The 21,628-nt window shown below is 69.3% G+C and carries 14 protein-coding genes; 11 read left to right on the top strand and 3 right to left on the bottom strand.

Annotated elements, in window-relative coordinates; genetic code table 11:
- The first annotated feature begins 30 nt into the window (after nt 1–30).
- The 4 genes from KUM40_RS38670 (at nt 31) to KUM40_RS38655 (ending at nt 6,113) form a co-directional block, all read left to right on the top strand.
- Nucleotides 31–1,683, top strand: a complete 1,653-nt coding sequence (locus KUM40_RS38670; RefSeq protein WP_217171025.1) for an extracellular solute-binding protein — start codon at nt 31–33, stop codon at nt 1,681–1,683.
- Nucleotides 1,680–3,203: a xylan 1,4-beta-xylosidase gene (locus KUM40_RS38665; RefSeq protein ID WP_217171024.1), complete on the top strand. Its 1,524-nt coding sequence runs from the start codon at nt 1,680–1,682 to the stop codon at nt 3,201–3,203. Before KUM40_RS38670 ends, KUM40_RS38665 begins: the two co-directional genes overlap by 4 nt.
- Nucleotides 3,204–3,414: 211 nt before the next feature.
- Nucleotides 3,415–4,098 (top strand): hypothetical protein, encoded by a 684-nt coding sequence (locus KUM40_RS38660; RefSeq protein ID WP_217171022.1) that lies wholly within the window; start codon nt 3,415–3,417, stop codon nt 4,096–4,098.
- Complete coding sequence (locus KUM40_RS38655) at nt 4,095–6,113, top strand: beta-galactosidase (RefSeq protein ID WP_217171021.1); 2,019 nt, start codon at nt 4,095–4,097, stop codon at nt 6,111–6,113. The genes KUM40_RS38660 and KUM40_RS38655 overlap by 4 nt, the downstream gene beginning before the upstream one ends.
- Nucleotides 6,114–6,120: 7 nt before the next feature.
- On the opposite strand, the gene KUM40_RS38650 is transcribed toward KUM40_RS38655, so the two are convergent.
- From KUM40_RS38650 to KUM40_RS38640, 3 genes are all read right to left on the bottom strand, one after another.
- The gene (locus KUM40_RS38650; RefSeq protein WP_217171019.1) at nt 6,121–8,127 is read right to left on the bottom strand and encodes an alpha-glucuronidase; all 2,007 of its coding nucleotides are present in this window, start codon (nt 8,125–8,127) and stop codon (nt 6,121–6,123) included.
- A 3-nt stretch (nt 8,128–8,130) separates the two neighbouring features.
- Nucleotides 8,131–8,661, bottom strand: coding sequence for a hypothetical protein (locus KUM40_RS38645; RefSeq protein ID WP_217171018.1), 531 nt, complete (start codon nt 8,659–8,661; stop codon nt 8,131–8,133).
- 155 nt (nt 8,662–8,816) lie between these two features.
- On the bottom strand, nt 8,817–12,623 hold the full coding sequence (locus tag KUM40_RS38640) for a GH92 family glycosyl hydrolase (protein ID WP_217171017.1): 3,807 nt from the start codon (nt 12,621–12,623) through the stop codon (nt 8,817–8,819).
- A 611-nt stretch (nt 12,624–13,234) separates the two neighbouring features.
- Here KUM40_RS38640 and ngcE point away from each other — a divergent pair.
- From ngcE to KUM40_RS38605, 7 genes are all read left to right on the top strand, one after another.
- Nucleotides 13,235–14,647, top strand: a complete 1,413-nt coding sequence (ngcE, locus tag KUM40_RS38635; RefSeq protein WP_217171016.1) for an N-acetylglucosamine/diacetylchitobiose ABC transporter substrate-binding protein — start codon at nt 13,235–13,237, stop codon at nt 14,645–14,647.
- A 7-nt stretch (nt 14,648–14,654) separates the two neighbouring features.
- A complete protein-coding gene (locus KUM40_RS38630) occupies nt 14,655–15,716 on the top strand; it encodes a carbohydrate ABC transporter permease (protein ID WP_217171015.1) in 1,062 nt (353 codons plus the stop codon).
- On the top strand, nt 15,713–16,621 hold the full coding sequence (locus tag KUM40_RS38625; protein ID WP_217171014.1) for a carbohydrate ABC transporter permease: 909 nt from the start codon (nt 15,713–15,715) through the stop codon (nt 16,619–16,621). Before KUM40_RS38630 ends, KUM40_RS38625 begins: the two co-directional genes overlap by 4 nt.
- Before the next feature lie 230 nt (nt 16,622–16,851).
- Nucleotides 16,852–18,063, top strand: a complete 1,212-nt coding sequence (locus KUM40_RS38620) for an ROK family transcriptional regulator (RefSeq protein ID WP_217171013.1) — start codon at nt 16,852–16,854, stop codon at nt 18,061–18,063.
- 133 nt (nt 18,064–18,196) lie between these two features.
- Nucleotides 18,197–19,297 (top strand): substrate-binding domain-containing protein, encoded by a 1,101-nt coding sequence (locus KUM40_RS38615; RefSeq protein WP_217171234.1) that lies wholly within the window; start codon nt 18,197–18,199, stop codon nt 19,295–19,297.
- A 172-nt stretch (nt 19,298–19,469) separates the two neighbouring features.
- Nucleotides 19,470–20,261: an ATP-binding cassette domain-containing protein gene (locus KUM40_RS38610; RefSeq protein WP_217171012.1), complete on the top strand. Its 792-nt coding sequence runs from the start codon at nt 19,470–19,472 to the stop codon at nt 20,259–20,261.
- Nucleotides 20,258–21,550, top strand: a complete 1,293-nt coding sequence (locus KUM40_RS38605; protein WP_217171011.1) for a sugar ABC transporter permease — start codon at nt 20,258–20,260, stop codon at nt 21,548–21,550. The genes KUM40_RS38610 and KUM40_RS38605 overlap by 4 nt, the downstream gene beginning before the upstream one ends.
- Nucleotides 21,551–21,628: the final 78 nt, after the last annotated feature.

Here is a 21,628-nt window from a genome sequence, read left to right as displayed (position 1 = left end):
GCCACACCCGAGGGAGTAGAGGGAGCAACCGTGAAGAACGCAGGACAGCTATCGCGACGTCAGATCCTGGCGGCCGCGGGCTTCGCCGGTCTCGCCGCGCTCACCGGCTGCGGCAGCGGCGACGACGGCGGCGGGGACTCCAAGGACCTGTCGAAGAAGCGGAACGGCGCGATGAAGGAGTACCGGACCGGGCAGCGGTTCAAGGCCGCCAAGCCGCTCACCTTCTCGCTGTTGCACCTCAGCAACCCCAACTATCCGCCGAAGGACGGCTGGCTGCTCTGGAAGGAGCTGACCAAGCGCACCGGCGTCACCTTCAAGCGCACCGACGTCCCCCTCAGCGACTACGAGAAGAAGCGCAGCCTGCTCATCGGCGCCGGCGACGCGCCCCTGCTCCTGCCCAAGACCTACCCCGGGCAGGAGACCCCGTTCGTGGCGTCGGGGTCCGTCCTGGCCGTCAGTGAGTACGTGAAGCTGATGCCCAACTTCCGTGACAAGGTCGGCAGATGGAAGCTGGACCCCGAGGTGGACTCCCTGCGCCAGTCCGACGGCAAGTACTACCTGCTGCCCGGCCTGCACGAGCGGGTCAAGTCCGGCTACTCCCTCGCGCTGCGCACCGACGTCCTAGACCGGCTGGGCCTGAACCTGCCGTCGACACTGGAGGAGACGGCCGACGTCTTCCGGGCGCTCAAGTCGGAGTACCCCGGCAGCCACCCCTTCTCCGACCGCTGGAACCAGCCCGAGCCGGGCGGCGCCCTGCTCGGGTACATCGGCCAGGCCCACGGGGTACGGGCCGGCTGGTCGTACCTGAACACCAGTTGGGACGCGCGGGCGGAGAAGTTCGTCTTCACCGGCGCGACGGGCGGCTACCGGCAGATGATCGAGTACCTGCGGGGGCTCGTCGACGAGAAGCTGGTGGACCCGGAGGGCTTCACCCAGAGCGACGACGAGGCGGTCAGGAAGCTGCTCTCCGAGAAGTCCTTCGCGATCAGCGCCAACCCGCAGGAGCTGGTGCAGAACTACCGCTACAACCTTCAGCGGCAGGTCAAGGGCTCGAGCATCGAGATGATCCCGGTCCCGCTCGGACCGGCCGGCCCGGTGGTGCTCGGCGGCTCCCGCCTGGAGAACGGCATGATGATCGCCGCCGACGCCCTCGAGCGTGACGACTTCGTCGCCCTCATGCAGTTCGTGGACTGGCTCTGGTACTCCGACGAGGGCCAGAAGTTCACCAAGTGGGGCGTCGAGGGCGTCACCTACACCGAGTCCGGCGGCACGTACCGGGTCGCCGACGGCATCAGCCTCATGGGCTCCGACCCGGACGCACCCGAGGACCTCCAGAAGGACTACGGCTTCTACAACGGCGTCTTCTCCTACGGCGGTAGCTGGGAACTGGTCTCCTCCGCCTTCAGCCCCGACGAGAAGAAGTTCCAGGAGGCCATGTCCCGGCGCGAGGAACTCCCCGTCGACCCCGCCCACCCCCTCCAGTCCGTGGAACAGGAACAGGCAACCCTCTGGGAGACCCCGCTGAAGGACCACGTCCGCCAGAACACCCTCCAGTTCATCCTCGGCAAGCGCCCGATGTCCGAATGGGACGCCTACGTGAGCGAGCTGAAGGCCAAGAACATGGACCAGTTGGTCGACGTGCACAACAAGGCATACGAGCGGTTCGCCAAGGAGGAGGGATGATCCGCGTCCCCGCCGAGCCGGCCGGCCCCTTCCCCGACGCCTGGCGGACCTGCGTCGGCACCGGCCGCCTCGACCTCGCCCTGCGCCGCGACTACCAGGACTCCCTCGCCCTGCTCCAGCGCGAGATCGGCTTCCGACACATCCGCGGCCACGGCCTGTTCAGCGACCCCATGGCCGTCCACCGCCCCTACACCCACCAGGGCACCCGCCACGTCCACCACTCCTTCACCCACGTCGACCAGGTCGTCGACGCCTACCTGGCCGTCGGTCTCCGTCCCTACCTCGAACTGGACTTCATGCCGAGCGAGCTGGCGAGCGGCGACCAGACGGCGTTCTGGTGGCGGGGAAACGTCACCCCTCCCCGTGACCTCGCCGAGTGGACCGCGCTCGTACAGGCGACGCTCGCCCACCTCGTCGACCGGTACGGCCTCGACGAAGTACGCACCTGGCCCGTCGAGGTGTGGAACGAGCCCGACATGCCCGCCTTCTGGCCGGACGCGGACGAGAGCACCTACCACCGGTTCTACGAGGCCACCGCGCACGCCGTGAAGGAGGTGGACGCGGACCTCCGGGTGGGCGGCCCCGCGCTGTCACCGGGTGCGGGTGCGGGATGGCTGGAGCGGTTCGCCGAGTTCGCCGAACGACGTGACGTGCCGGTCGACTTCGTGTCCCGCCACGCCTACAGCTCCGGCCCCGCCCAGCACGTCCCGTTCGGCACGCACCAGACGCTCGCCCCGGCCGGGAAACTCCTCGACCAGTTCGCCGAACCCCGCCGCACCCTCAAGGGCACCCGTCTCGCGGACGTGCCCGTGCACATCACCGAGTTCAACTCCTCCTACCGGCCCGACAACCACATCCACGACACCGCCTTCCACGCCGCCTACCTCGCCCCGGTCCTGGCAGGCGGCGGCGACCTCGTCGACTCCTTCTCGTACTGGACGTTCAGCGACGTCTTCGAGGAGTCCGGCGTTCCCACCGCCCTGTTCCACGGCGGCTTCGGACTGCTCACCCACCGGCAGGTGAGGAAGCCGACCTACCATCTGTACGCCTTCCTCGCCCGGATGGGCCCCGACCTGCTGACGCGCGGCGACGACCACCTCGTCACCCGGCACCCGGACGGCCGGGTCACCGTCCTCGCCTGGGCCCCCGTCGACCCGTCCGGCGCCACACCCGGCCCGGAGGCGCACGCGCTGCGGCTGTCCCTGCCGGTCGGCCCTGCCGGCGGGGCGGGCGAGGCGTTCGTCCGGCGCCTGAGCGTGGACGAGGAGCACGGCAACGCGTACACCGCCTGGCGCCGCATGGGCAGCCCCCGCTCACCCCGGCCCCACCGGCTCGACGTCCTCCACGAGGCCGCCGAACCCGCCCGCACCCACCGGACCCTGCCCGTCGAGGACGGCCGCGTCGACCTGCCGGTCACCCTCGCCCGGCACGAGGTCACCTTCATCGAGGCGAGCCCCGTCGAGGACGAAACCCCGCCCTGGTGGGACGAACACCGCCTACTCGGCGGGGACCCGGCGTGAGCACCGTGCCGCCTGCTCGGCCGGGCCCCGGTGTGGGTGTCGTGCCGGTTGATGGGCGGGGGCGTGGTGTGGGTGCCGCGTCGGCTGTTGGGCGGGGGCGTGGCGTGAGCGCCGCGCTGCCTGCTGGGCCGGGGCCCGGTGTGGGTGTCGTGCCGGTTGCTGGGCCGGGCCCCGGTGTGAGCGCCGCGTCGGCTGTTGGGCGGGTGCCCGCGTGAGCGTCGGGCGGGTCGCCGACTTCGGCACCGGTGTGCTGTCCCGTGCCGCCGCGCTGATCCACACCCTGCTCACCGTCGAGGCCCTGCTGCTCCTGGCCGCCGCACCCGGCCTCGCCCCACTGTTCCTGCTCGCGCCCGACCCCGCCAACCTCCCCCTCGTCGCCCTCTGCCTGCTGCCCCTCGGTCCGGCCCTGTCCGCCGCCGTGTACGCCCTGCACCACCGCAGCGCCGACCTCACCGACCTCCACCCGGCCCGCGCCTACCTGCGCGGCTGGCGGCTGGGCGCCCTCCCCGCACTGCGGCTGTGGGCGCCGCTGCTGGCCTGGCTCACCGTCATCGCCTTCACCCTCACCCACTTCACCGCCAGCGGCCTGCCCGGCTGGTGGGCGGTGCTCCTCGCGCTCGTGGGCGCCGGTTGTCTCCTGTGGGGCGCGCACGCCCTCGTCCTCACCTCCCTGTTCACCTTCCGCACCCGCGACACCGCCCGCCTCGCCGCGTACTTCCTGCTCCGGCACGGCCGCGCCACCCTCGGCGCCGCCTCGCTGCTGCTCCTGGCCGCCGCCCTGACCGCCCTCATGACCGAGGCCCTGCCCGCCCTGCTGGCCGCGCCCCTGCTGCTCTCCCTGCTGCACAGCAGCCGACCGGTGATCGCCGAGACCCAGGAGGAGTTCACCGCATGACAGCGCCCCGCACCTCGAAGATCCCGTACGGCGGCGACTACAACCCCGAGCAGTGGCCGGAAGCCACCTGGGCCGAGGACCACCGCCTGTTCACGAAGGCGGGCATCGACACCCTCACCGTCGGCGTCTTCTCCTGGTCCCTCACCCAACCCGACCCGGGAACGTACGACTTCACCACCCTCGACCGCGTCCTCGATCGCGCCGCCACCCATGGCCGTCGCGTCTGCCTGGCCACCGGCACCGCCGCCGTCCCGCCCTGGCTCGCCAAACGGCACCCCGAGGTCAACCGGACCGACTTCGAGGGCCGCAGGCACCGCTACGGACAGCGCCACAACTTCTGCCCCGCCTCAACGGCCTACCGCGGCGCGGCCACCGCACTCGCCGCCCGGCTCGCCGAGCGCTACGCCGGCCACCCCGCCCTGCTCGCCTGGCACATCAACAACGAGTACGGCGGAGCCTGCTACTGCGACCTGTGCGCCGACGCCTTCCGCGCCTGGCTGCGCGCGCGGTACGAGACCCTCGACGCCCTCAACGACGCCTGGTGGACCACCTTCTGGTCGCACCGCTACACCGACTGGGACCAGATCGAACCGCCCAGCGCGCTCACCGAGCACTGGCGCGGACCCGACCACACCGCCTTCCAGGGCATCACCCTGGACTACCACCGCTTCACCACCGACGCCCTGCTCGGCTGCTTCCTCGGCGAGAAGGAGGCGATCCGCGCGCACGACCCGGACACCCCCGTCACCACCAACCTCATGGGCCTGTACCGGCCCCTCGACTACCACCGCTGGGCGCCCCACCTCGACTTCGCGTCCTGGGACAACTACCCGCCCCCGGACGCCCCGCCCACCCGGGCCGCCCTCGGGCACGACCTGACACGCGGCCTCAAGGACGGCGCCCCCTTCTGGCTGATGGAGCAGACGCCGTCCACCACGGCCTGCCGCGACGTGAACCCGCTCAGACGCCCCGGCGAACTGCGCCTGGCCACCTGGCAGGCGATCGCGCACGGCGCCGACGCCGCCCTCTACTTCCAACTGCGAGCCTCGCGCGGCGCCTGCGAGAAGTACCACGGCGCGGTGGTCGGCCACGCCGGCCGCGACGACACCCGCGTCTTCCAGGAGGTCGCCGAACTGGGCCGGGAACTGTCCGATCTCGGCGCGACCACCCTCGGCGCCCGCACTCCCGCCCGCACCGCGCTGCTCTTCGACTGGGACAGTTGGTGGGCCCTGGAGATCTCCGACGGGCCCTCCCGCCCGGTCCGCTACCCGGACGTCGTGCACGCCTACTACCGGGCCGCCCGCGAGGCCGGCGCCGACGTGGACGTCGTCCCGGTCACGGCCGACCTGACGCCGTACGACGTGGTCCTCGCCCCGGTGCTCCACCTGGTCAAGGGCGACCTCGCGGCCCGCCTGGAGGCCCTCGTCCGGCGCGGCGGCAGCGTCCTCGCCACCTTCCTCACCGCGCGCTGCGACGAGCACGACCGCGCCTTCCCGGCCGACGTGCCCGGCCCGCTCGCCCCGCTGATGGGCATCCGGATCGACGAGTGGGACGCCCGCCCCGAGGACGTGGTCAACCCCGTCCGTCTCGGCGACCTCACCGCCGGCGCACGCCTCGTCTTCGAGATCGTGCGGCCCCGCGGCGCCGAGCCCGTCGGCACGTACGGCGCGGACTTCTACGCCGGCACCCCGGCCGTCACCCGCCACCGCGTCGGCGCGGGCGAGGCCTGGTACGTAGCCACGGCCCTCGACCAGCCGGGCGTCGACCACGTGGTCCGCCGCGTCCTCGCCCGGCACGACCTCGTCGGCCCCCACGCGGACCACGCCGCCGTCGAGACCGCGCACCGGGTCACCCCCGACGGCACCCGCCTGCTCTTCCTCCTCAACCACGCCCCCGAGCCGGCCCGCCTGACGGCCCACGCCACCGCCGAGGACCTGCTCACGGGCAGGCGCACGGACCGGGGCGAGCCGCTCACCCTCGACCCGCACGGGGTCGCGGTCCTGCGCCTTCGGTAGATCGTCTTCAGCAGATCGTCCGACCTCGTTCGTCCGGCACCCCGGACTTGCGCAGGAAGTAGCTGTTGACCTGGTCGCGCCACTCCCGGGCGGAGCGCACCTGCTCCTCGAACCGCTCCGCCACGCGCGCGTGCCGGTCCGCGTCCACCAGGTCCACGAGGCCCGCCCACACCCGGCCGGCCTCCTCGGCCTCCTCGACGCCCTCGAAGTGGGTGTCGTAGATGTGCTGGATCACGGTCCTCCCGCTGTGCAGCACATGGCCGTAGGGCACGTGGTGGAAGAACAGCAGCAGTTCGTCGGGGCAGGTGTCCAGGGACTCGTACAGCTCCGCCCAGGGCTTGGCGTACTGGGCCGCGTACCCGGTGCCGGTCGCCGCGCCGCGGTCCACTCCGACGCCGTCGCGGTCCGCGAAGTGGTAGGTGCCCCAGGGGCTGTACTCGTAGCCGTCCACGCTCGGCCCGTAGTGGTGCCCCGGCTGCACCATGAAGCCGACGCCGAGCGGGGCGGTGTACTTCTCGTACGTCGACCAGGAGCCGTCGAGCACCGCGTGCAGGCCCTCGGCCAGCCGCCGCCCGGTTCCCGGATGGGTCAGCGCGATCCACTCGTCGAGGACCGCCCGCGGGTCCGCCGCCGGGTCCCAGGCGAGCCGCCCGAAGGTGTACAGGTTGGCCTGGGCGAGCGGGTGGCCGGTCCAGAACGGGTCGTCGCCCACGTTGGACACCGCCACCAGGGCGTCGGCCAGCCGCCCGACGTCCACCTCGCCGTCCGGGCGGAACCGCAACGCCTCGCTCCACATCGGGCCCAGCCAGCACACGTGCCGCTGCTGCCCGGTGTACTCCTGCGTGGCCTGCACCTCCACCGCGAGCCGGGTGCCCGGCATCGCGCCGATCAGCGGCGAGAGCGGCTCGCGCACCTGGAAGTCCATCGGGCCGTGCTTGACCTGGAGCACCGCGTTCGCGGCGAAGCCTCCGTCCAGCGGCACGAAGTGGTCGTACGCGGCCCGGGCCCGGTCCGTCGTCCGGTCCCGCCAGTCCTGGCGGTGGTCGTAGACGAACGCCCGCCAGTGGACCGTGCCGCGGTACGGTTCCAGCGCGGCTGCCAGCAGGTTCGCACCGTCGGCGTGCGAGCGGCCGTAGGCGAACGGGCCGGGCTGCCCCTCCGAGTCGGCCTTCACGACGTACCCGCCGAAGTCGCCGATCTCCTCGTACACCCGGCGCGTCGCCTCCGCCCACCAGCGTCGCACCGCCTCGTCCAGCGGATCGGCGGTGGGCAGCCCGCCCAGCACCATCGGCGCGGCGAAAGTGACCGACAGATGCGTACGGATGCCGTACGGACGCAACACGTCGGCGATCGCGGCCACGTCACCCATCCGGTCGGTGAGCAGACGCGCCTCGGTCGCGTGCACGTTGACGTTGTTGACGCAGAGCGCGTTGATCCCGCAGGACGCCAGCAGCCTGCCGTACGCCCGCACCCGGTCCAGGTCGTCGCGGGCCCGGCCGTCGGCCCAGAACAGCGAACCGCCCGCGTAGCCCCGCTCGACCTGGCCCATCACCGGGTGCACGGCCACGTTGTCCCAGTGGTCCAGCATCCGCAGCGCGAGCGCCGGGCGGTGCTCCTCGCGGGCAGGACCGCCCCGGAACGCCGCCTCGCCGAGCCGCACGACGTGGAACAGGCCGTACAGCAGCCCGCGTCCGCCGGACGCCGTGACGGTGGCCCGGCCGCCCGCACGGACGTACGCGAAGCCCTCGTCGCCGAAGCCGCCGAAGCCGCCGAAGCCGCCGAAGCCGCCGAAGTCACCGGTGCTCCCGTCCGCGCTCCCGTCGGCCAGCTCCAGCACCAGGTCGGCCGGGGCCTCCTCCCGTACGACCGCGCCCCCGAACCGCTCGCAGGCCGCCGCCACTTCGCCGCGCACCGTGTCCGCGAGCGGCCCGCTCCCGCGGATCAGCGTGCGCCGGACGCCGACCGCACGGAAGGCAGCGTCCGGCAGCCAGGCCGGGTCGACGGCGGCATCCACGCGTCAGGCGACCGCGCCGCCGGTGCCGCGCGCCGCGTCGATGTAGTCGGAACGGCCGGAACCGTCGTAGACCGTGATGTCCACGTACGCGCCGTCCGGGATGCTGAAGTTCTTGACCGTCATGTCCACGGTGGCCGAGGTGCCCGGCGCCGAGAAGGTGCCCAGGTCGTGGTACGAGCCCCCCGACGAGTAGCCGACGGCCACGTAGAACCCGTCGCCGTCGTTCTTGGTGTCGTACACCCAGAGCTTCTCGCCGTCCGGGTGGAACTCGACCTTGCCGATGAACCAGCCCGCGTCGTTCAGCTCCATCTTGACGGCCCAGCCGCCCGCGTCGCGTTCGAAGTAGGTGCCGTCGAACGGGTCGCTGAGCGTGCCGCCGCTGCACGGGCAGTTGCTGGTGTTGCGGTAGTACGTGGAGACGCTGGGATCCGGGCTGTAGGCCTGGGCCGGCGCGGCGGTCGCGAACAGCGCCCCCGCCGCCAGCAGCGCGCCCGTGACCAGACCTGTGACCCGTTTGCCGATGGTGGTCCGCATGTGTTCCCCCTGACGATGCGTGACGCCCCCCCGGCGGCCGCCGACGGCGCCCGCTCATTTTGGTGCATGCGTCGGCTCAGGGGAATGGGGCGGCACGAGAGAGCGGCGGGTTCCGGCCGAAGCCCGAACCCGCCGCCCGTTTGTCCGTCCGTCGCCTACGCCAGCAGTTCCACCTCCGCCAGCGTGTGCTCGCCGTCCAGGACCAGCCGGTACTTCGCGTACGAGCCCGGCGACTTCACCGAGAACGCCCGCGTCTGCCGGTCCCAGGCGAAGGATTCACCCGAGCGCTCGTCCAGCGTCCGCCACTTCGTGCCGTCGGCCGAACCCTGGAGCTTCCAGCCGGCCGGGGCCTTGGCGCGGTCCGCCGACGAGGTCAGCGTGTACTGGACCGCCTTGGCGCCCTTGCCGGACACCGGCAGGTCCACCGACGTCACGTTCGCGTCGGTCGCCGAGGTGTTGTCGAACAGGGCGCCCTCGCCCGTGATCGCGTCGGCGCGCGGGGTCGGCACCTCGTCGTCCTTGGTGATCGACGGCGGCGCCGCGTTCTTTCCGGTGCCCCACGAGGACGGCTCGGAGCCCATGTCGAACTCCAGAACGCCGCCCTTCGAGATCAGCGAGTGCGGCAGCGAGGTGGAGTTCCAGCGCTTGCCGTTGACCTTGAGGCCCTGCACGTAGATGTTCTTCGTGCTGTTCTTCGGGGCCTTGACGACCAGCTTGCGGCCGTTCTCCAGGTGGACCGTCGCCTTGGTGAACAGCGGGGATCCGACGGCGTACTCGCCACTGCCCATCACCAGCGGGTAGAAGCCGAGCGCGGAGAAGAGGAACCAGGCCGACTGCTCGCCGTTGTCCTCGTCACCGTGGTAGCCCTGGCCGATGTCGCTGCCGGTGTACAGCCGCGACAGCACCTCGCGGACGTTCTTCTGCGTCTTGTACGGCTGACCGGCCGCGTCGTACATGTACAGGGCGTGGTGGGCGACCTGGTTGGAGTGCCCGTACATGCCCATGCGGACGTCCCGCGCCTCGGTCATCTCGTGGATGACACCGCCGTAGGAGCCCTTCAGGTCCGGGGAGGCCGTCTCCGGGGTGGAGAGGTACTCGTCGAGCTTGTCGGCGAGGCCGTCCCGGCCGCCGTACAGGTTGGCCAGGCCGCGGCTGTCCTGCGGGGCGGTGAAGGCGTAGCCCCAGCCGTTGGTCTCGGTGTAGTCGTAGCCCCACACGCGCGGGTCGTACTTGTCCGAGTCCACGCGCCAGTTGCCCGCCAGGTCCTTGCCCTGGAAGAAGCCGGCCTTCGAGTCGAACATGTTGACGTAGTCCTGGGCGCGGTTGAGGAAGTACGCCGACTCCTCCTTGTACCGCTTCTCGCCGGTCTCCTTGTAGAGCTTCTCGCCCATCTTGGCGATGCCGTAGTCGTTGAGGTAGCCCTCCAGCGCCCACGACATGCCCTCGTGCGTCTCGGTCGAGGTGTAGCCGAGGAACGGCGAGGTCTCCATGCCCTTGCGGCCCACGCCCGAGGACGGCGGCACGACGGTGGCGTTCTTGACGGCCGCGTCGTACGCCGACTTCGCGTCGAAGTCGACGCCCTTGACGTAGGCGTCCGCGAAGGCCACGTCGGACGAGGTGCCGGTCATCAGGTCCGCGTAGCCCGGGGAGGACCAGCGCGAGGTCCAGCCGCCGTCCTTGTAGTGCTGCACGAAGCCGTCGACCATCTCACCGGCCTGGGAGGGGGTGAAGAAGGAGTACGCGGGCCAGGTGGTCCGGTACGTGTCCCAGAAGCCGTTGTTGACGTAGACCTTGCCGTCCACGATCTTGGCGCCGGTCTCGGTCGGGGTGTTCTCCTTGACCGCCTTGGAGAACGGGGAGGCGTACTTGTACTTCCCGTCGACCTTCTCGTGGCCCGAGTTCGGGTACAGGTACAGCCGGTAGAGGCTGGAGTAGAGCGTGGTGAGCTGGTCCTGCGTGGCGCCCTCGACCTCGACCTTGCGGAGGATCTTGTCCCACTGCTTCTGGGCGTCGCGCTTGACCTTGTTGAAGGAGGCCCGCTTGGGGATCTCCTGGCGCAGGTTGTCCTTCGCCTGGTCGACGCCGATCAGCGAGGTGGCGATGCGCATCGTCACGGTGTGGTCCCGGCCGGCGTCGAAGCTCAGGTGGCCCGTGACGCCGGCGGAGTCGCCGCCGGTGACCTTGCTGTCGAACTCGCCGTAGACGAAGAGGCGGGTGGCGCCCGCGGAGCCGCCGGACTTGACGTCCGAGTAGCCGGTGAAGGTGCCGTTCTCCTTGTCCAGGGTCAGGCCGCCCTTGTCCTCGACGTTGTCGAAGATCACGCTCGCGTCGTCACCCGGGTAGGTGAAGCGCATCATCGCCGCGTGGTCGGTCGGCGCCATCTCGGCCTTGAGGCCGTTCTCGAACCGCACCCCGTAGTAGTACGGCCTGGCGGTCTCGTTCTCGTGCCGGAAGGCCAGCTCGCGGGCGTCCCGGCCGGTGTCCGGGGTGCCGGACGCGGCCGACGGCATCACCTGGAAGGTCTGCCGGTCGCCCATCCACGGGCTCGGCTCGTGGCTCGCGCCGAACGCCTGCAGGGTGGGCAGGTTGTCGTCGTTGTTGCCGCGCGCGTACTCGTAGATCCAGCTCAGCGAACCGGCGTTGGTCACCGGCGTCCAGAAGTTGAAGCCGTGCGGCACGGCGGTCGCGGGGAAGTTGTTGCCGCGCGAGAAGCTGCCGCTGGAGTTGGTGCCGCGGGTGGTGAGCGCGTAGTCGGACAGGTGGGCCTTGGGGCGCTCGCGTTTGGCCCGCTCGATTTCCACGTCGTCCAGCCAGCCGCGGAACTTCGCCGGGCCCTTGGGGGAGTCGTACGCCACCAGGATCCGGTCGACGGTCTTGCCGGCCGCGACCGAGCCGATGCCCGACCGGACGCTGTTCCACTGGTTCACGTAGAGGATCTTGGCGTCGCCCTGACCGCGCGGCGTCAGCGGGAACCCGTGCTGGTCGGTGGCCTTGAGGTCGCTCAGGTAGGTGCCGTCGGTGAAGGCGAGGTCGACGGAGACGTTCGTGGCGTCGTAGTCGAGGTCGCCGTCCGCCATCGACGGGAAGATCTTGTAGGACAGCTCGGTGCGCCGGTCGACCCTGACGTCGACGTCGAAGACCTTGTTGTACGAGTAGGCCCGGCCGTCCGCGGTGTGCCGGCCCGCGTAGCGCAGCGCGTGCGTGCCGGTGAAGCCGACGTCGGCCTTCGCGGTGGGCGAGCTGGTGGGGCCCTCGTCGACGAAGGACAGCATGTCCTCGGGGGCGGGGGTCTCGGTGTCGTCGGTGGCGAGCTGGACGTCGCCGAGCTGGAGCGCGTCGCCCGCACCGTTGTTCTTGGTGATCTCCAGCCTGAAGTGCTGGAACTCGGCGGCCTCGGCGAGGTCGTACGTCTTTGTCGTGAACGGGTCTTCGAACGTCTCACCGGAGCGGGTGTCCAGCGTCTGCCAGGTCTCGCCGTCCGCCGAGCCCTTCAGCGTCCAGTCCCGGGGGTCGCGTTCGGGGTGGTCGTTGGCGGAGGTGAGGGCGTACTTGGCGATCTTCGTCGGGGCGTCCAGGTCGAACTCGACCCAGCCGGTCGGCGCGAAGGTCAGCCACTTGGTGGTCGGCTCGTTGTCGGCGAGGTTCTCCTTGACCTCCCCGCCGCCCGTGTTCTCGGCGCTGGCCCGCACCTCGGTGACGTGTTCGGTGACGTTGCCCGGTATGCCGGTGCTGTAGCCGCCGTCCACGCCCGAGGACCGCTTGTCGCCGTCCGCGTCGGTGTCCACGGTGTCGACCCAGTCCGGAGCCGGGTCGTCGGCCTCGAAGGAGGACGTGAACGAGCGGTCGGCCTTCGCGGGCGCGTCCGGCAGTGCGACCGCCGCCCCCTGTGAACCCACCGCCAAAGCGAAGGCGGTCGTCATCACGACCGCCGGACCCCATCTGTGCCGAACTCTGTATTCCATGGCCTGGCCACCCTCCCTGCGCTGGGGACAACGTTGTCAATTCGACTGCGCAAGGACCAGTAGGGGTCAAGTGGCATGTGATGTCAAGGGTGTTGGATGTGGTGTTCGGGGCTTATGCCAGGGATTCCTACGGCATGCGGTGCACAGGCCGGTCATATTTCCGGGAGGTCTCAACTCGGAAAAGACGTACCGCCAACCTTGCATTCGATCTTGCTCCGCTGACGGAAAGTGGACTATACCTGTCGGCAATCCGGGGCATCTTCACCGCCCCCGACCTTGTACGGCCGCACTTCCTGCACAACCCAGCTTGACCCGAACGCGGTACCGGGGAGGATCCGGTTCACCGCCTGAGTCCTGGAGAAGGCGAGGACTTGAGCATGGGATCCACCACCGGTGTGGGCCATCGCGATCTGATCAGGCGGAGCGCGACCGCCGCTCCGCCCTCGGCGACTGTTGTGCCGGCATCGCTCAGCTGATCATCGGCGCCCCACCGCGGCTCCGAGCCGACGGCGACAACGCCTCACGTGCGGCCGGCGCAGGACCGGTCCGGCCACGGCCGCCGCACACGCAGCACACCCGCACAGAACCAATCGATCAGTGAGGATGCAAAGATGACCATCCGTGCCGGTTCTCTTGACAGGCGGACGCTCCTGCGCGGGGCCATCGCCACCGCGGCGATGGGCTCGTTCGCGGTCGCGTGTGGCTCTCCCTCCAGCAGCGACAACGACGGCGACGGCGGCCCGAAGGGCGAGAAGAGCGCCAAGAACCCGTTCGGTGTCGCCGCGAACTCCACCGTCGAAGCGGCCATCTTCGACGGCGGCTACGGCACCGACTACGTCGACTACACCAACCAGGTGCTCGGCAGCCACGTCAAGGGCCTCAAGGTCCAGGTCAAGCCGGTCGTCGACATCGCCCCCCAGCTCCAGCCCCGCTTCGTCGGCGGCAACCCGCCGGACCTCATCGACAACTCCGGTGAGGACCAGATCGGCTTCCTCGGCATCCTCGATCAGCTGGAGGAGCTCGACGACCTCTTCGAGGCCAACACCTACGAAGACAAGAAGATCGCCGACATCGTCTATCCCGGCGTCAAGGCCCCCGGAACGTACAACGGCAAGTTCGTCGCGCTCCGGTACGTGATGACGGTGTACGGCGTCTGGTACTCGAAGACGCTCTTCGAGGACAACGGCTGGACCCCGCCGAAGACCTGGGACGAGGCGCTCGACCTCGGCCAGAAGGCGAAGAAGAAGGGCAAGTACCTCTTCGTCCACGGCAAGGAAGCCGCGACCTACTACCAGACGATGCTGTTCGCCTCAGCGATCAAGGAGGGCGGTGACGAGGTCCGGCTCGCTCTCGGCAATCTCGAGAAGGGCGCCTGGTCGCATCCGGCCATCCAGGGCGTCCTCAAGGTCATGGAGACCATGATCAAGGAGAAGATGTTCGTCCCCGGCGGTTCCGGCACCCAGTTCCAGAAGGCGCAGGCGATCTGGAGCAACGACCAGAAGGCGCTGCTCTACCCGTCCGGTGGCTGGATCGAGAACGAGATGAAGAAGGCCACCAAGAAGGACTTCCAGATGACCGGGTTCCCGGAGATGACGCTCACGGACAAGCCGAAGCTGCCCTACGAGTCGCTCCACGCCGCAGCGGGCGAGCCGTTCATCGTGCCCAAGCAGGGCAAGAACCCGGCCGGCGGCAAGGAAGTGCTGCGGGCGATGCTGTCCGAGAAGGCTGCCGCCAACTTCTCCAAGACAAAGCTGGCCCCGACGGTGGTCAAGGGCACCGTGCCCGCCGACGGCTTCGGATCGGCCGCTCTCGTCTCCCAGACGGGGATGCTCGAGGCCGCGGGCGACAACATCTACGACATGAGGAGGTTCGTCGAGGCATACGGCATGAATACCGACCAGTTGGTGCCGTGGAACTCGTTCCTCGCCGGTGACCTCGACCGCAAGGGCCTCACCGAGGCCCTGCAGAAGATCTCCGACAAGGTCTTGGAAGACGACTCCATCGACAAGATCAAGATCAGCTAGTACAGCGATGAAAGACAACATCACCACCTCCGACGCCGCGAGCCGCCGGCCCCAGCCGGCCGCTCGCGGCGGGCGGCCACGGCGCCGCAAGCTCACGTTCGACCGGGTGACGTTCTTCCTCGCGTTCCTCGGTGTCCCGCTGGCCATCTTCGTGATCTTCGTCCTGATCCCGTTCGGCCAGGCGATCTTCTGGGCGATGACCGACTGGCGCGGCTTCAGCCCGGACTACAACTTCGTCGGCTTCGACAACTTCACGAAGATGTTCCAGGACGACATCTTCCTGAAGGCATTGCGCAACATCACACTCCTCGCGGTCTTCGTGCCGCTGGTGACGCTGACGCTCGCCCTCGGGGTCGCCGTGGCCGTCACCCTGGGAGGGCCCAGCAAGGGCCCCGTCCGAGGGATCCGGGGAGCCTCGTTCTACCGGATCATCTCGTTCTTCCCCTACGTCGTGCCGGCGATCATCGTCGGCCTGATCTGGGCGCAGATGTTCGACCCGAACGCCGGCCTGCTCAACGGCGTCCTCACCGGCCTCGGCCTCGACCAGTTCGACGCGTTCGCGTGGCTGGGCGAGAAGGCGACCGCGATGCCGGCCTTGATGTTCGTCATCGTCTGGGGGCTCGTCGGGTTCTACGCGGTGCTCTTCATCGCCGCGATCAAGGGCGTTCCCGCCGAGCTGTACGAGGCGGCGAGGATCGACGGGGCCGGCCGGCTGCGCACCACGATCTCGCTCACCTTGCCGGCGATCCGGGACAGCGTGCAGACGGCGTACATCTACCTGGGCATCGCCGCCCTCGACGCGTTCGTCTACGTCCAGGCGATGGTGCCGAACGGCGGCCCGGCCAACTCGACCCTGACGATCAGCCAGCGTCTGTTCAACGTCGCTTTCGCCAAGCAGCAGTTCGGCTACGCCACCGCGATGGGCGTCGTCCTCGCCGTCGTCACCCTGGTGTTCGCGGCGCTGGTGTTCCTCGTCAACCGCCTCACGGGCGGCGGCGAGGGCGAGAGCAAGAGGAAAGCACCTGGGTCCAGGGCTCGGCGTGCCGCAGCCAAGGGAGGTGCACGGTGAGCGCCATTATCGCCGACCGGAAGCCGGACAGTGACCGGAAACCGGCGAGCGACCGGAAGCTGACGCGCGTCTCCGCGAGCAGCGACCGCAGATTCGCGGCGATCTCGCACGCCCTGTTGATCCTGTGGTCCGTGATCGTGATCGTGCCCATGCTGTGGGTGCTGATCTCGTCGTTCAAATCGACCAGCGAGATCCTTTCGTCGCCGTTCTCGCTGCCGGATCACTGGCGGATCGAGAACTACGCGAACGCGTGGACCGACGCGAACATCGGGAAGTACTTCCTGAATTCCGTGATCGTCGTGGTCTCGGCACTGATCCTGGTGATGCTGCTCGGCGCGATGTGCGCCTACGTTCTCGCCCGGTTCGAGTTCCCCGGCCGCCGGCTTATCTACTACGTGATGCTCGCCGGTCTGACTTTCCCGGTCTTCCTGGCGATCGTTCCGCTCTTCTTCCAGTTGCAGAACCTCGGACTGCTGAACACGCGTCTCGGACTGATCCTCACCTATGTCGCGTTCGCGCTGCCGTTCACGATGTTCTTCCTCTATTCGTTCTTCCGGTCGCTGCCGCACGACGTGTACGAGGCCGCGCTGATCGACGGTGCCGGGGACTGGCGGGCGTTCTTCCAGGTGATGCTGCCGATGGCCCGTCCGGGCATGGCGGCGGTGGCGATCTTCAACTTCCTGGGCCTGTGGAACCAGTTCCTGCTGCCGGTGGCGCTCAACACCGACCAGGACAAGTGGGTCCTCACCCAGGGCATGGCCGCCTACGCGTCCTCGCAGGTCTACGACATCGACTACGGCGCGCTGTTCGCGGCGATCGTGGTCACGGTGGTCCCCGTACTGGTCGTGTACTGCCTCTTCCAGCGGCGGATCGCCGGTTCGGTGTCGCAGGGCACCTTCCGCTGACGCTCGCCGCCGCTCCACCCGTCGTATGCAGGGGTCCGGCCCCGGAGACAGCTCTCCGGGGCCGGACCCCTGTGGCGTACCGCCGATGGTCGGCCGTGGACACGGCCTGGAACCGATTTCTGTCAAGGACTTGACGCCACTGGGCGATTCAGCGGAGTTTGGGGTTCATATCTTGTACAAGGTCCGCATCACGCAGGGTGACGCGGACCCAGGGATGAGGGTGAGAGTCAATGGAGACTCCCGGGTCGCAGTCGTCGCTGCACCGAGCCAACCTGGAACGGGTCGTACGAGCGGTACGGCTCGCCGGTTCGCTCACGCAGGCGGAGATCGCGAGGACGACGGGACTGTCCGCGGCCACGGTCTCGAACATCGTCCGGGAACTGAAGGAAGGCGGGACGGTCGAGGTCACGCCCACCTCGGCGGGCGGCCGGCGGGCTCGCAGCGTCTCGCTGAGGGGGGACGCGGGCATTGTCATCGGCGTGGACTTCGGGCACACCCACCTGCGCGTCGCGGTCGGCAACCTCGCCCACCAGGTGCTCGCCGAGGAGTCCGAGCCACTGGACGTCGACGCGTCCGCGGCACAGGGCTTCGACCGGGCGGAACAACTGGTCAGCAGGCTGATCGCGGCCACCGGCGTGGACCGCGCCAAGGTCGCCGGGGTGGGCCTGGGCGTGCCGGGACCGATCGACGTGGAGTCCGGGACGCTGGGCTCGACCGCCATCCTGCCCGGCTGGGGCGGCACCCGGCCCGCCGAGGAGCTGCGGGGGCGGCTCGGCGTGCCGGTGCACGTGGACAACGACGCCAACCTCGGTGCCCTGGGCGAGCTCGTCTGGGGCAGCGGCCGGGGGGTGCGGGACCTGGCGTACATCAAGGTCGCCAGCGGTGTCGGCGCGGGCCTGGTGATCAACGGCAAGATCTATCGCGGTCCGGGCGGCACAGCGGGAGAAATCGGGCATATCACCCTCGATGAGGCCGGTCCCGTCTGCCGTTGTGGAAACCGGGGTTGCCTGGAGACGTTCGCGGCAGCACGCTATGTGCTTCCGCTCCTCCAGCCGAGCCACGGCACCGGTCTGACGATGGAGGGCGTCGTGCGGCTGGCGCGGGACGGTGACCCGGGCTGCCGTCGGGTGATCGCCGACGTCGGCCGCCACATCGGCAGTGGAGTCGCCAACCTCTGCAACCTGCTCAACCCGAGCCGAGTCGTCCTCGGCGGCGATCTCGCCGAGGCGGGGGAGCTGGTGCTCGGACCGATAAGAGAGTCCGTCGGGCGCTACGCCATCCCCAGCGCGGCGCGTCAACTCTCCGTGCTTCCCGGGGCTCTTGGGGGCCGTGCGGAGGTGCTGGGGGCGCTCGCCCTCGCGCTGAGCGAGATGGGCGATTCGACCCTTTTGGACGGAACTGTGACCGGCGCTCTGCCGGCGGCTGCGCCTGCCTTCACTTAGAGCACGGATGGCACCGTTGTCATCTCGTTAAGGATTTACTTCTTGACGTCGCACCTGCGGCCGAGTTGACTTCCAGCCACCTCGGCCGCAACGACGCGGCCTCGTCAGGGAGGTTTCTGAAGTGAACAAGCGTATGCGTCGTGCCGCCGTTGCTGTTGCCGCCGGTGCCATGGCTGTCTCGCTCGCCGCCTGTGGCAGTGCCGCGGAGTCCGACGACAACGACTCGTCCGACTCGGCGGCGAAGAAGGGCGACGACATCAAGGTCGGTCTGCTCCTTCCCGAGAACCAGACCGCGCGCTACGAGAAGTTCGACAAGCCCTTGATCGAGAAGAAGGTCAAGGACCTCACGAACAACAAGGGCGAGGTCGTCTACGCCAACGCCAAGCAGGACGCCAGCCTGCAGAACCAGCAGGTCGACACGATGATCACCAACAAGGTGGACGTGCTGATCGTGGACGCGGTGGACTTCAAGGCCATCGCGGGCTCGGTGAAGAAGGCCCACGAAGCCGGCATCAAGGTCGTCGCCTACGACCGCCTGGCCGAGGGCCCGATCGACGCCTACACCTCGTTCGACAACGTCACCGTCGGCGAGACACAGGGCAAGGCGCTCCTGGAGGCGCTGGGCGACAAGGCCAAGGACAGTCAGATCGTCATGATGAACGGTTCCTCCACGGACCCGAACGCCGCCCAGTTCAAGGAGGGCGCCCACTCCGTCCTCGACGGCAAGGTGAAGATCGGCCGCGAGTACGACACCAAGGAGTGGAAGCCGGCCAACGCCAACGCCAACATGCAGGCGGCCATCTCCGCCCTCGGCAAGGACAACATCGACGGCGTCTACTCCGCCAACGACGGCATGGCGGGCGGCTCCATCACCGCCCTGAAGCGGGCCGGCATCAACAACATCCCGGTCACCGGCCAGGACGCCGAACTCGCGGGCGTGCAGCGCATCGTCACCGGTGAGCAGTACATGAGCGTCTTCAAGTCCTACCCGCAGGAGGCCGAGGTCGCGGCCGAGATGGCCGTCGCGCTCGCCAAGGGCGAGTCCCTCGACTCCATCGCCAAGGACAAGGTCGACAGCGCCACGACCAAGGACGTCCCCGCGGTTCTCGTCCCGGTCGTGTCGCTGACCAAGGACAACATCAAGGAAACCGTCATCAAGGAAGGTTTCTACACGCTCGACGAAATCTGCACCGACAAGTACAAGGCCGCCTGCGACAAGATCGGCCTCAAGTAACTCAAGTAAGCGGACCCGCGTCCCGCGCCGCGTGAGCGTCCGGGACCGGCCGCCCCAGCTCCTCCGGCGCTCCGCGCCCACCAGCCCCGCAAGCTACGCGCGGGGCGCCGGACGGAACACCCCCCCAGAAAACGTTCTGCACAACCTCCCGCCGGGTCAGGCGGCGAAGGAGATGGTTCACGTGTCCGCTACGCCCGTGCTGGCGTTGCGCGGGGTCTCCAAGCGATTCGGTGCCGTCCAGGCGCTCACCGACGTAGAGCTTGAGGTCCACGCCGGTGAGGTGGTCGCCCTGGTGGGCGACAACGGCGCCGGAAAGTCCACGCTGGTCAAGACGATCGCCGGCGTGCACCCCATCGATGAGGGCGCCATCGAGTGGGACGGCGGGTCCGTCTCGATCAACAGGCCGCACGACGCCCAGAGTCTCGGCATCGCGACCGTCTACCAGGACCTCGCGCTGTGCGACAACATCGACGTCGTCGGCAACCTCTACCTGGGCCGGGAGATCCGCAGGCGCGGCGTCCTGGACGAGGTGGAGATGGAGCGCCGCTCCCGCGAGCTCCTTGACACGCTGTCCATCCGCATCCCCAGCGTCCGCATCCCGATCGCCTCGCTCTCCGGCGGTCAGCGCCAGGTCGTGGCGATCGCCCGGTCCATGCTCGGCGAGCCCAAGCTGGTCATCCTCGACGAGCCCACCGCCGCCCTCGGCGTCGAGCAGACCGCGCAGGTCCTCGACCTCGTCGAGCGGCTGCGCGAGCGCGGCCACGCCGTCATTCTCGTCAGCCACAACATGGCCGACGTCAAGGCGGTCGCCGACAAGGTCGCCGTGCTGCGCCTCGGGCGCAACAACGGCATCTTCGAGGTCAAGTCGACCTCCCAGGAAGAGATCATCTCCGCCATCACGGGCGCCACGGAGAACGCCGTGACCCGTCGAGCGGCACGCGCGAATGGGGAGATCAAGAAGTGAGCATCGACAAGACCTCCACCCCCGCCGCCGACGAGGTGGTGGAGAACCCCGCCGCGGCCTCCGGCGCGGCCACCGCGGTCGACCCGCGGCTGCTGGTGCGCGAGCAGGGCTTCGCGGGTTACCTCGGCGAGTTCAAGCGGAAGATGAAGGCCGGTGACCTCGGGTCCATACCGGTCGTCGTCGGACTGCTGGTCATCTGGGCCATCTTCACCAGCCTGAACTCCAACTTCCTCACGGCCGGCAACTTCTCCGACATGTCGGTCGCCATGGTCGGCACCGGCATGATCGCCGTCGGTATCGTCTTCGTCCTGCTGCTCGGCGAGATCGACCTGTCGGTCGGCTCGGTCAGCGGTGTCGCGGGCGCCACCTTCGCGGTGCTGAGCGTCACGCACGGGATGAACGAATGGCTCGCCCTGGTGCTGGCCGTCCTCACCGGCACCGCGGCCGGTGCCATCCACGGCTTCTTCTTCGCCCGCATCGGCGTGCCGGCCTTCGCCGTGACGCTGGCCGGACTGCTGTTCTGGCAGGGCTTCATGCTGCAGATCCTGGGCAGCAACGGCACGATCAACCTCGACTCCGAGGGCATCGTCGTCAAGATGACCAGCTACTACTTCAGCGACGTGGCCGCCGCCTACGGCCTGGCGATCGTCGTGACCGCGGGGTACTTCCTCAGCGCGTTCTTCGACAACCGCCGCCGCGCGGCCGCCGGGGTGCCGTCCCGGCCGCTGAACGAGACCATCGTGCGCACGGTGCTGCTCGCGATCCTGGCCTTCGTCGTGGCGATCGTCTTCAACCAGTACAAGGGCCTGCCCCTGGCCGTGGTGATCTTCCTGGCGTTCCTGCTGCTCACGGACTTCGTCCTGCGCCGCACCGCCTACGGTCGCAAGATCTTCGCGCTCGGCGGCAGTGTCGAGGCGTCCCGCCGCGCCGGTATCAACGTGGAACTGATCCGGATCTCGGTCTTCGCGATCGCCGGCGGCTTCGCCGCGATCGGCGGCCTCTTCGTGGCCTCGAAGATCGCCGCCGCCAACCAGGGCGCGGGCACCGGCGAGTTCCTGATGAACGTCATCGCCGCGGCCGTGATCGGCGGCACGTCCCTGTTCGGTGGTCGCGGCCGCACCTGGAACGCGCTGCTCGGTGTGATGGTCATCATCTCGATCCAGTACGGCCTCGCCCTGCAGGGCATCGCCTCGCCGGTCCAGTACATGATCACCGGTGGCGTGCTCCTTGCGACGGTCGTCATCGACGCGATCACCCGCAAGACGCAGCGGACGGCCGGCCGCGCGTAGCTCCTGTCGTACGGCCGACCACGGTCCGCCCGCCCTGCCGAGTCCCGGCGGGCGGGCGGACCGCTTTGTCGTTCGCGT

Origin of the sequence: Streptomyces sp. AC512_CC834 (assembly GCF_019049325.1) — a bacterium.
Lineage (GTDB): Bacteria > Actinomycetota > Actinomycetes > Streptomycetales > Streptomycetaceae > Streptomyces.
This window is presented reverse-complemented; position numbering and strand designations above follow the sequence as displayed.

Excerpts from the sequence above, each read along its gene's own strand:
- KUM40_RS38665 (WP_217171024.1), top strand. The coding sequence starts at position 1,680 with ATGATCCGCGTCCCCGCCGAGCCGGCCGGCCCCTTCCCCGACGCCTGG.
- KUM40_RS38655 (WP_217171021.1), top strand. The coding sequence starts at position 4,095 with ATGACAGCGCCCCGCACCTCGAAGATCCCGTACGGCGGCGACTACAAC.
- KUM40_RS38645 (WP_217171018.1), bottom strand. The coding sequence starts at position 8,661 with ATGCGGACCACCATCGGCAAACGGGTCACAGGTCTGGTCACGGGCGCG.
- KUM40_RS38640 (WP_217171017.1), bottom strand. The coding sequence starts at position 12,623 with ATGGAATACAGAGTTCGGCACAGATGGGGTCCGGCGGTCGTGATGACG.
- ngcE (WP_217171016.1), top strand. The coding sequence starts at position 13,235 with ATGACCATCCGTGCCGGTTCTCTTGACAGGCGGACGCTCCTGCGCGGG.
- KUM40_RS38630 (WP_217171015.1), top strand. The coding sequence starts at position 14,655 with ATGAAAGACAACATCACCACCTCCGACGCCGCGAGCCGCCGGCCCCAG.
- KUM40_RS38620 (WP_217171013.1), top strand. The coding sequence starts at position 16,852 with ATGGAGACTCCCGGGTCGCAGTCGTCGCTGCACCGAGCCAACCTGGAA.
- KUM40_RS38615 (WP_217171234.1), top strand. The coding sequence starts at position 18,197 with ATGCGTCGTGCCGCCGTTGCTGTTGCCGCCGGTGCCATGGCTGTCTCG.
- KUM40_RS38610 (WP_217171012.1), top strand. The coding sequence starts at position 19,470 with ATGGTTCACGTGTCCGCTACGCCCGTGCTGGCGTTGCGCGGGGTCTCC.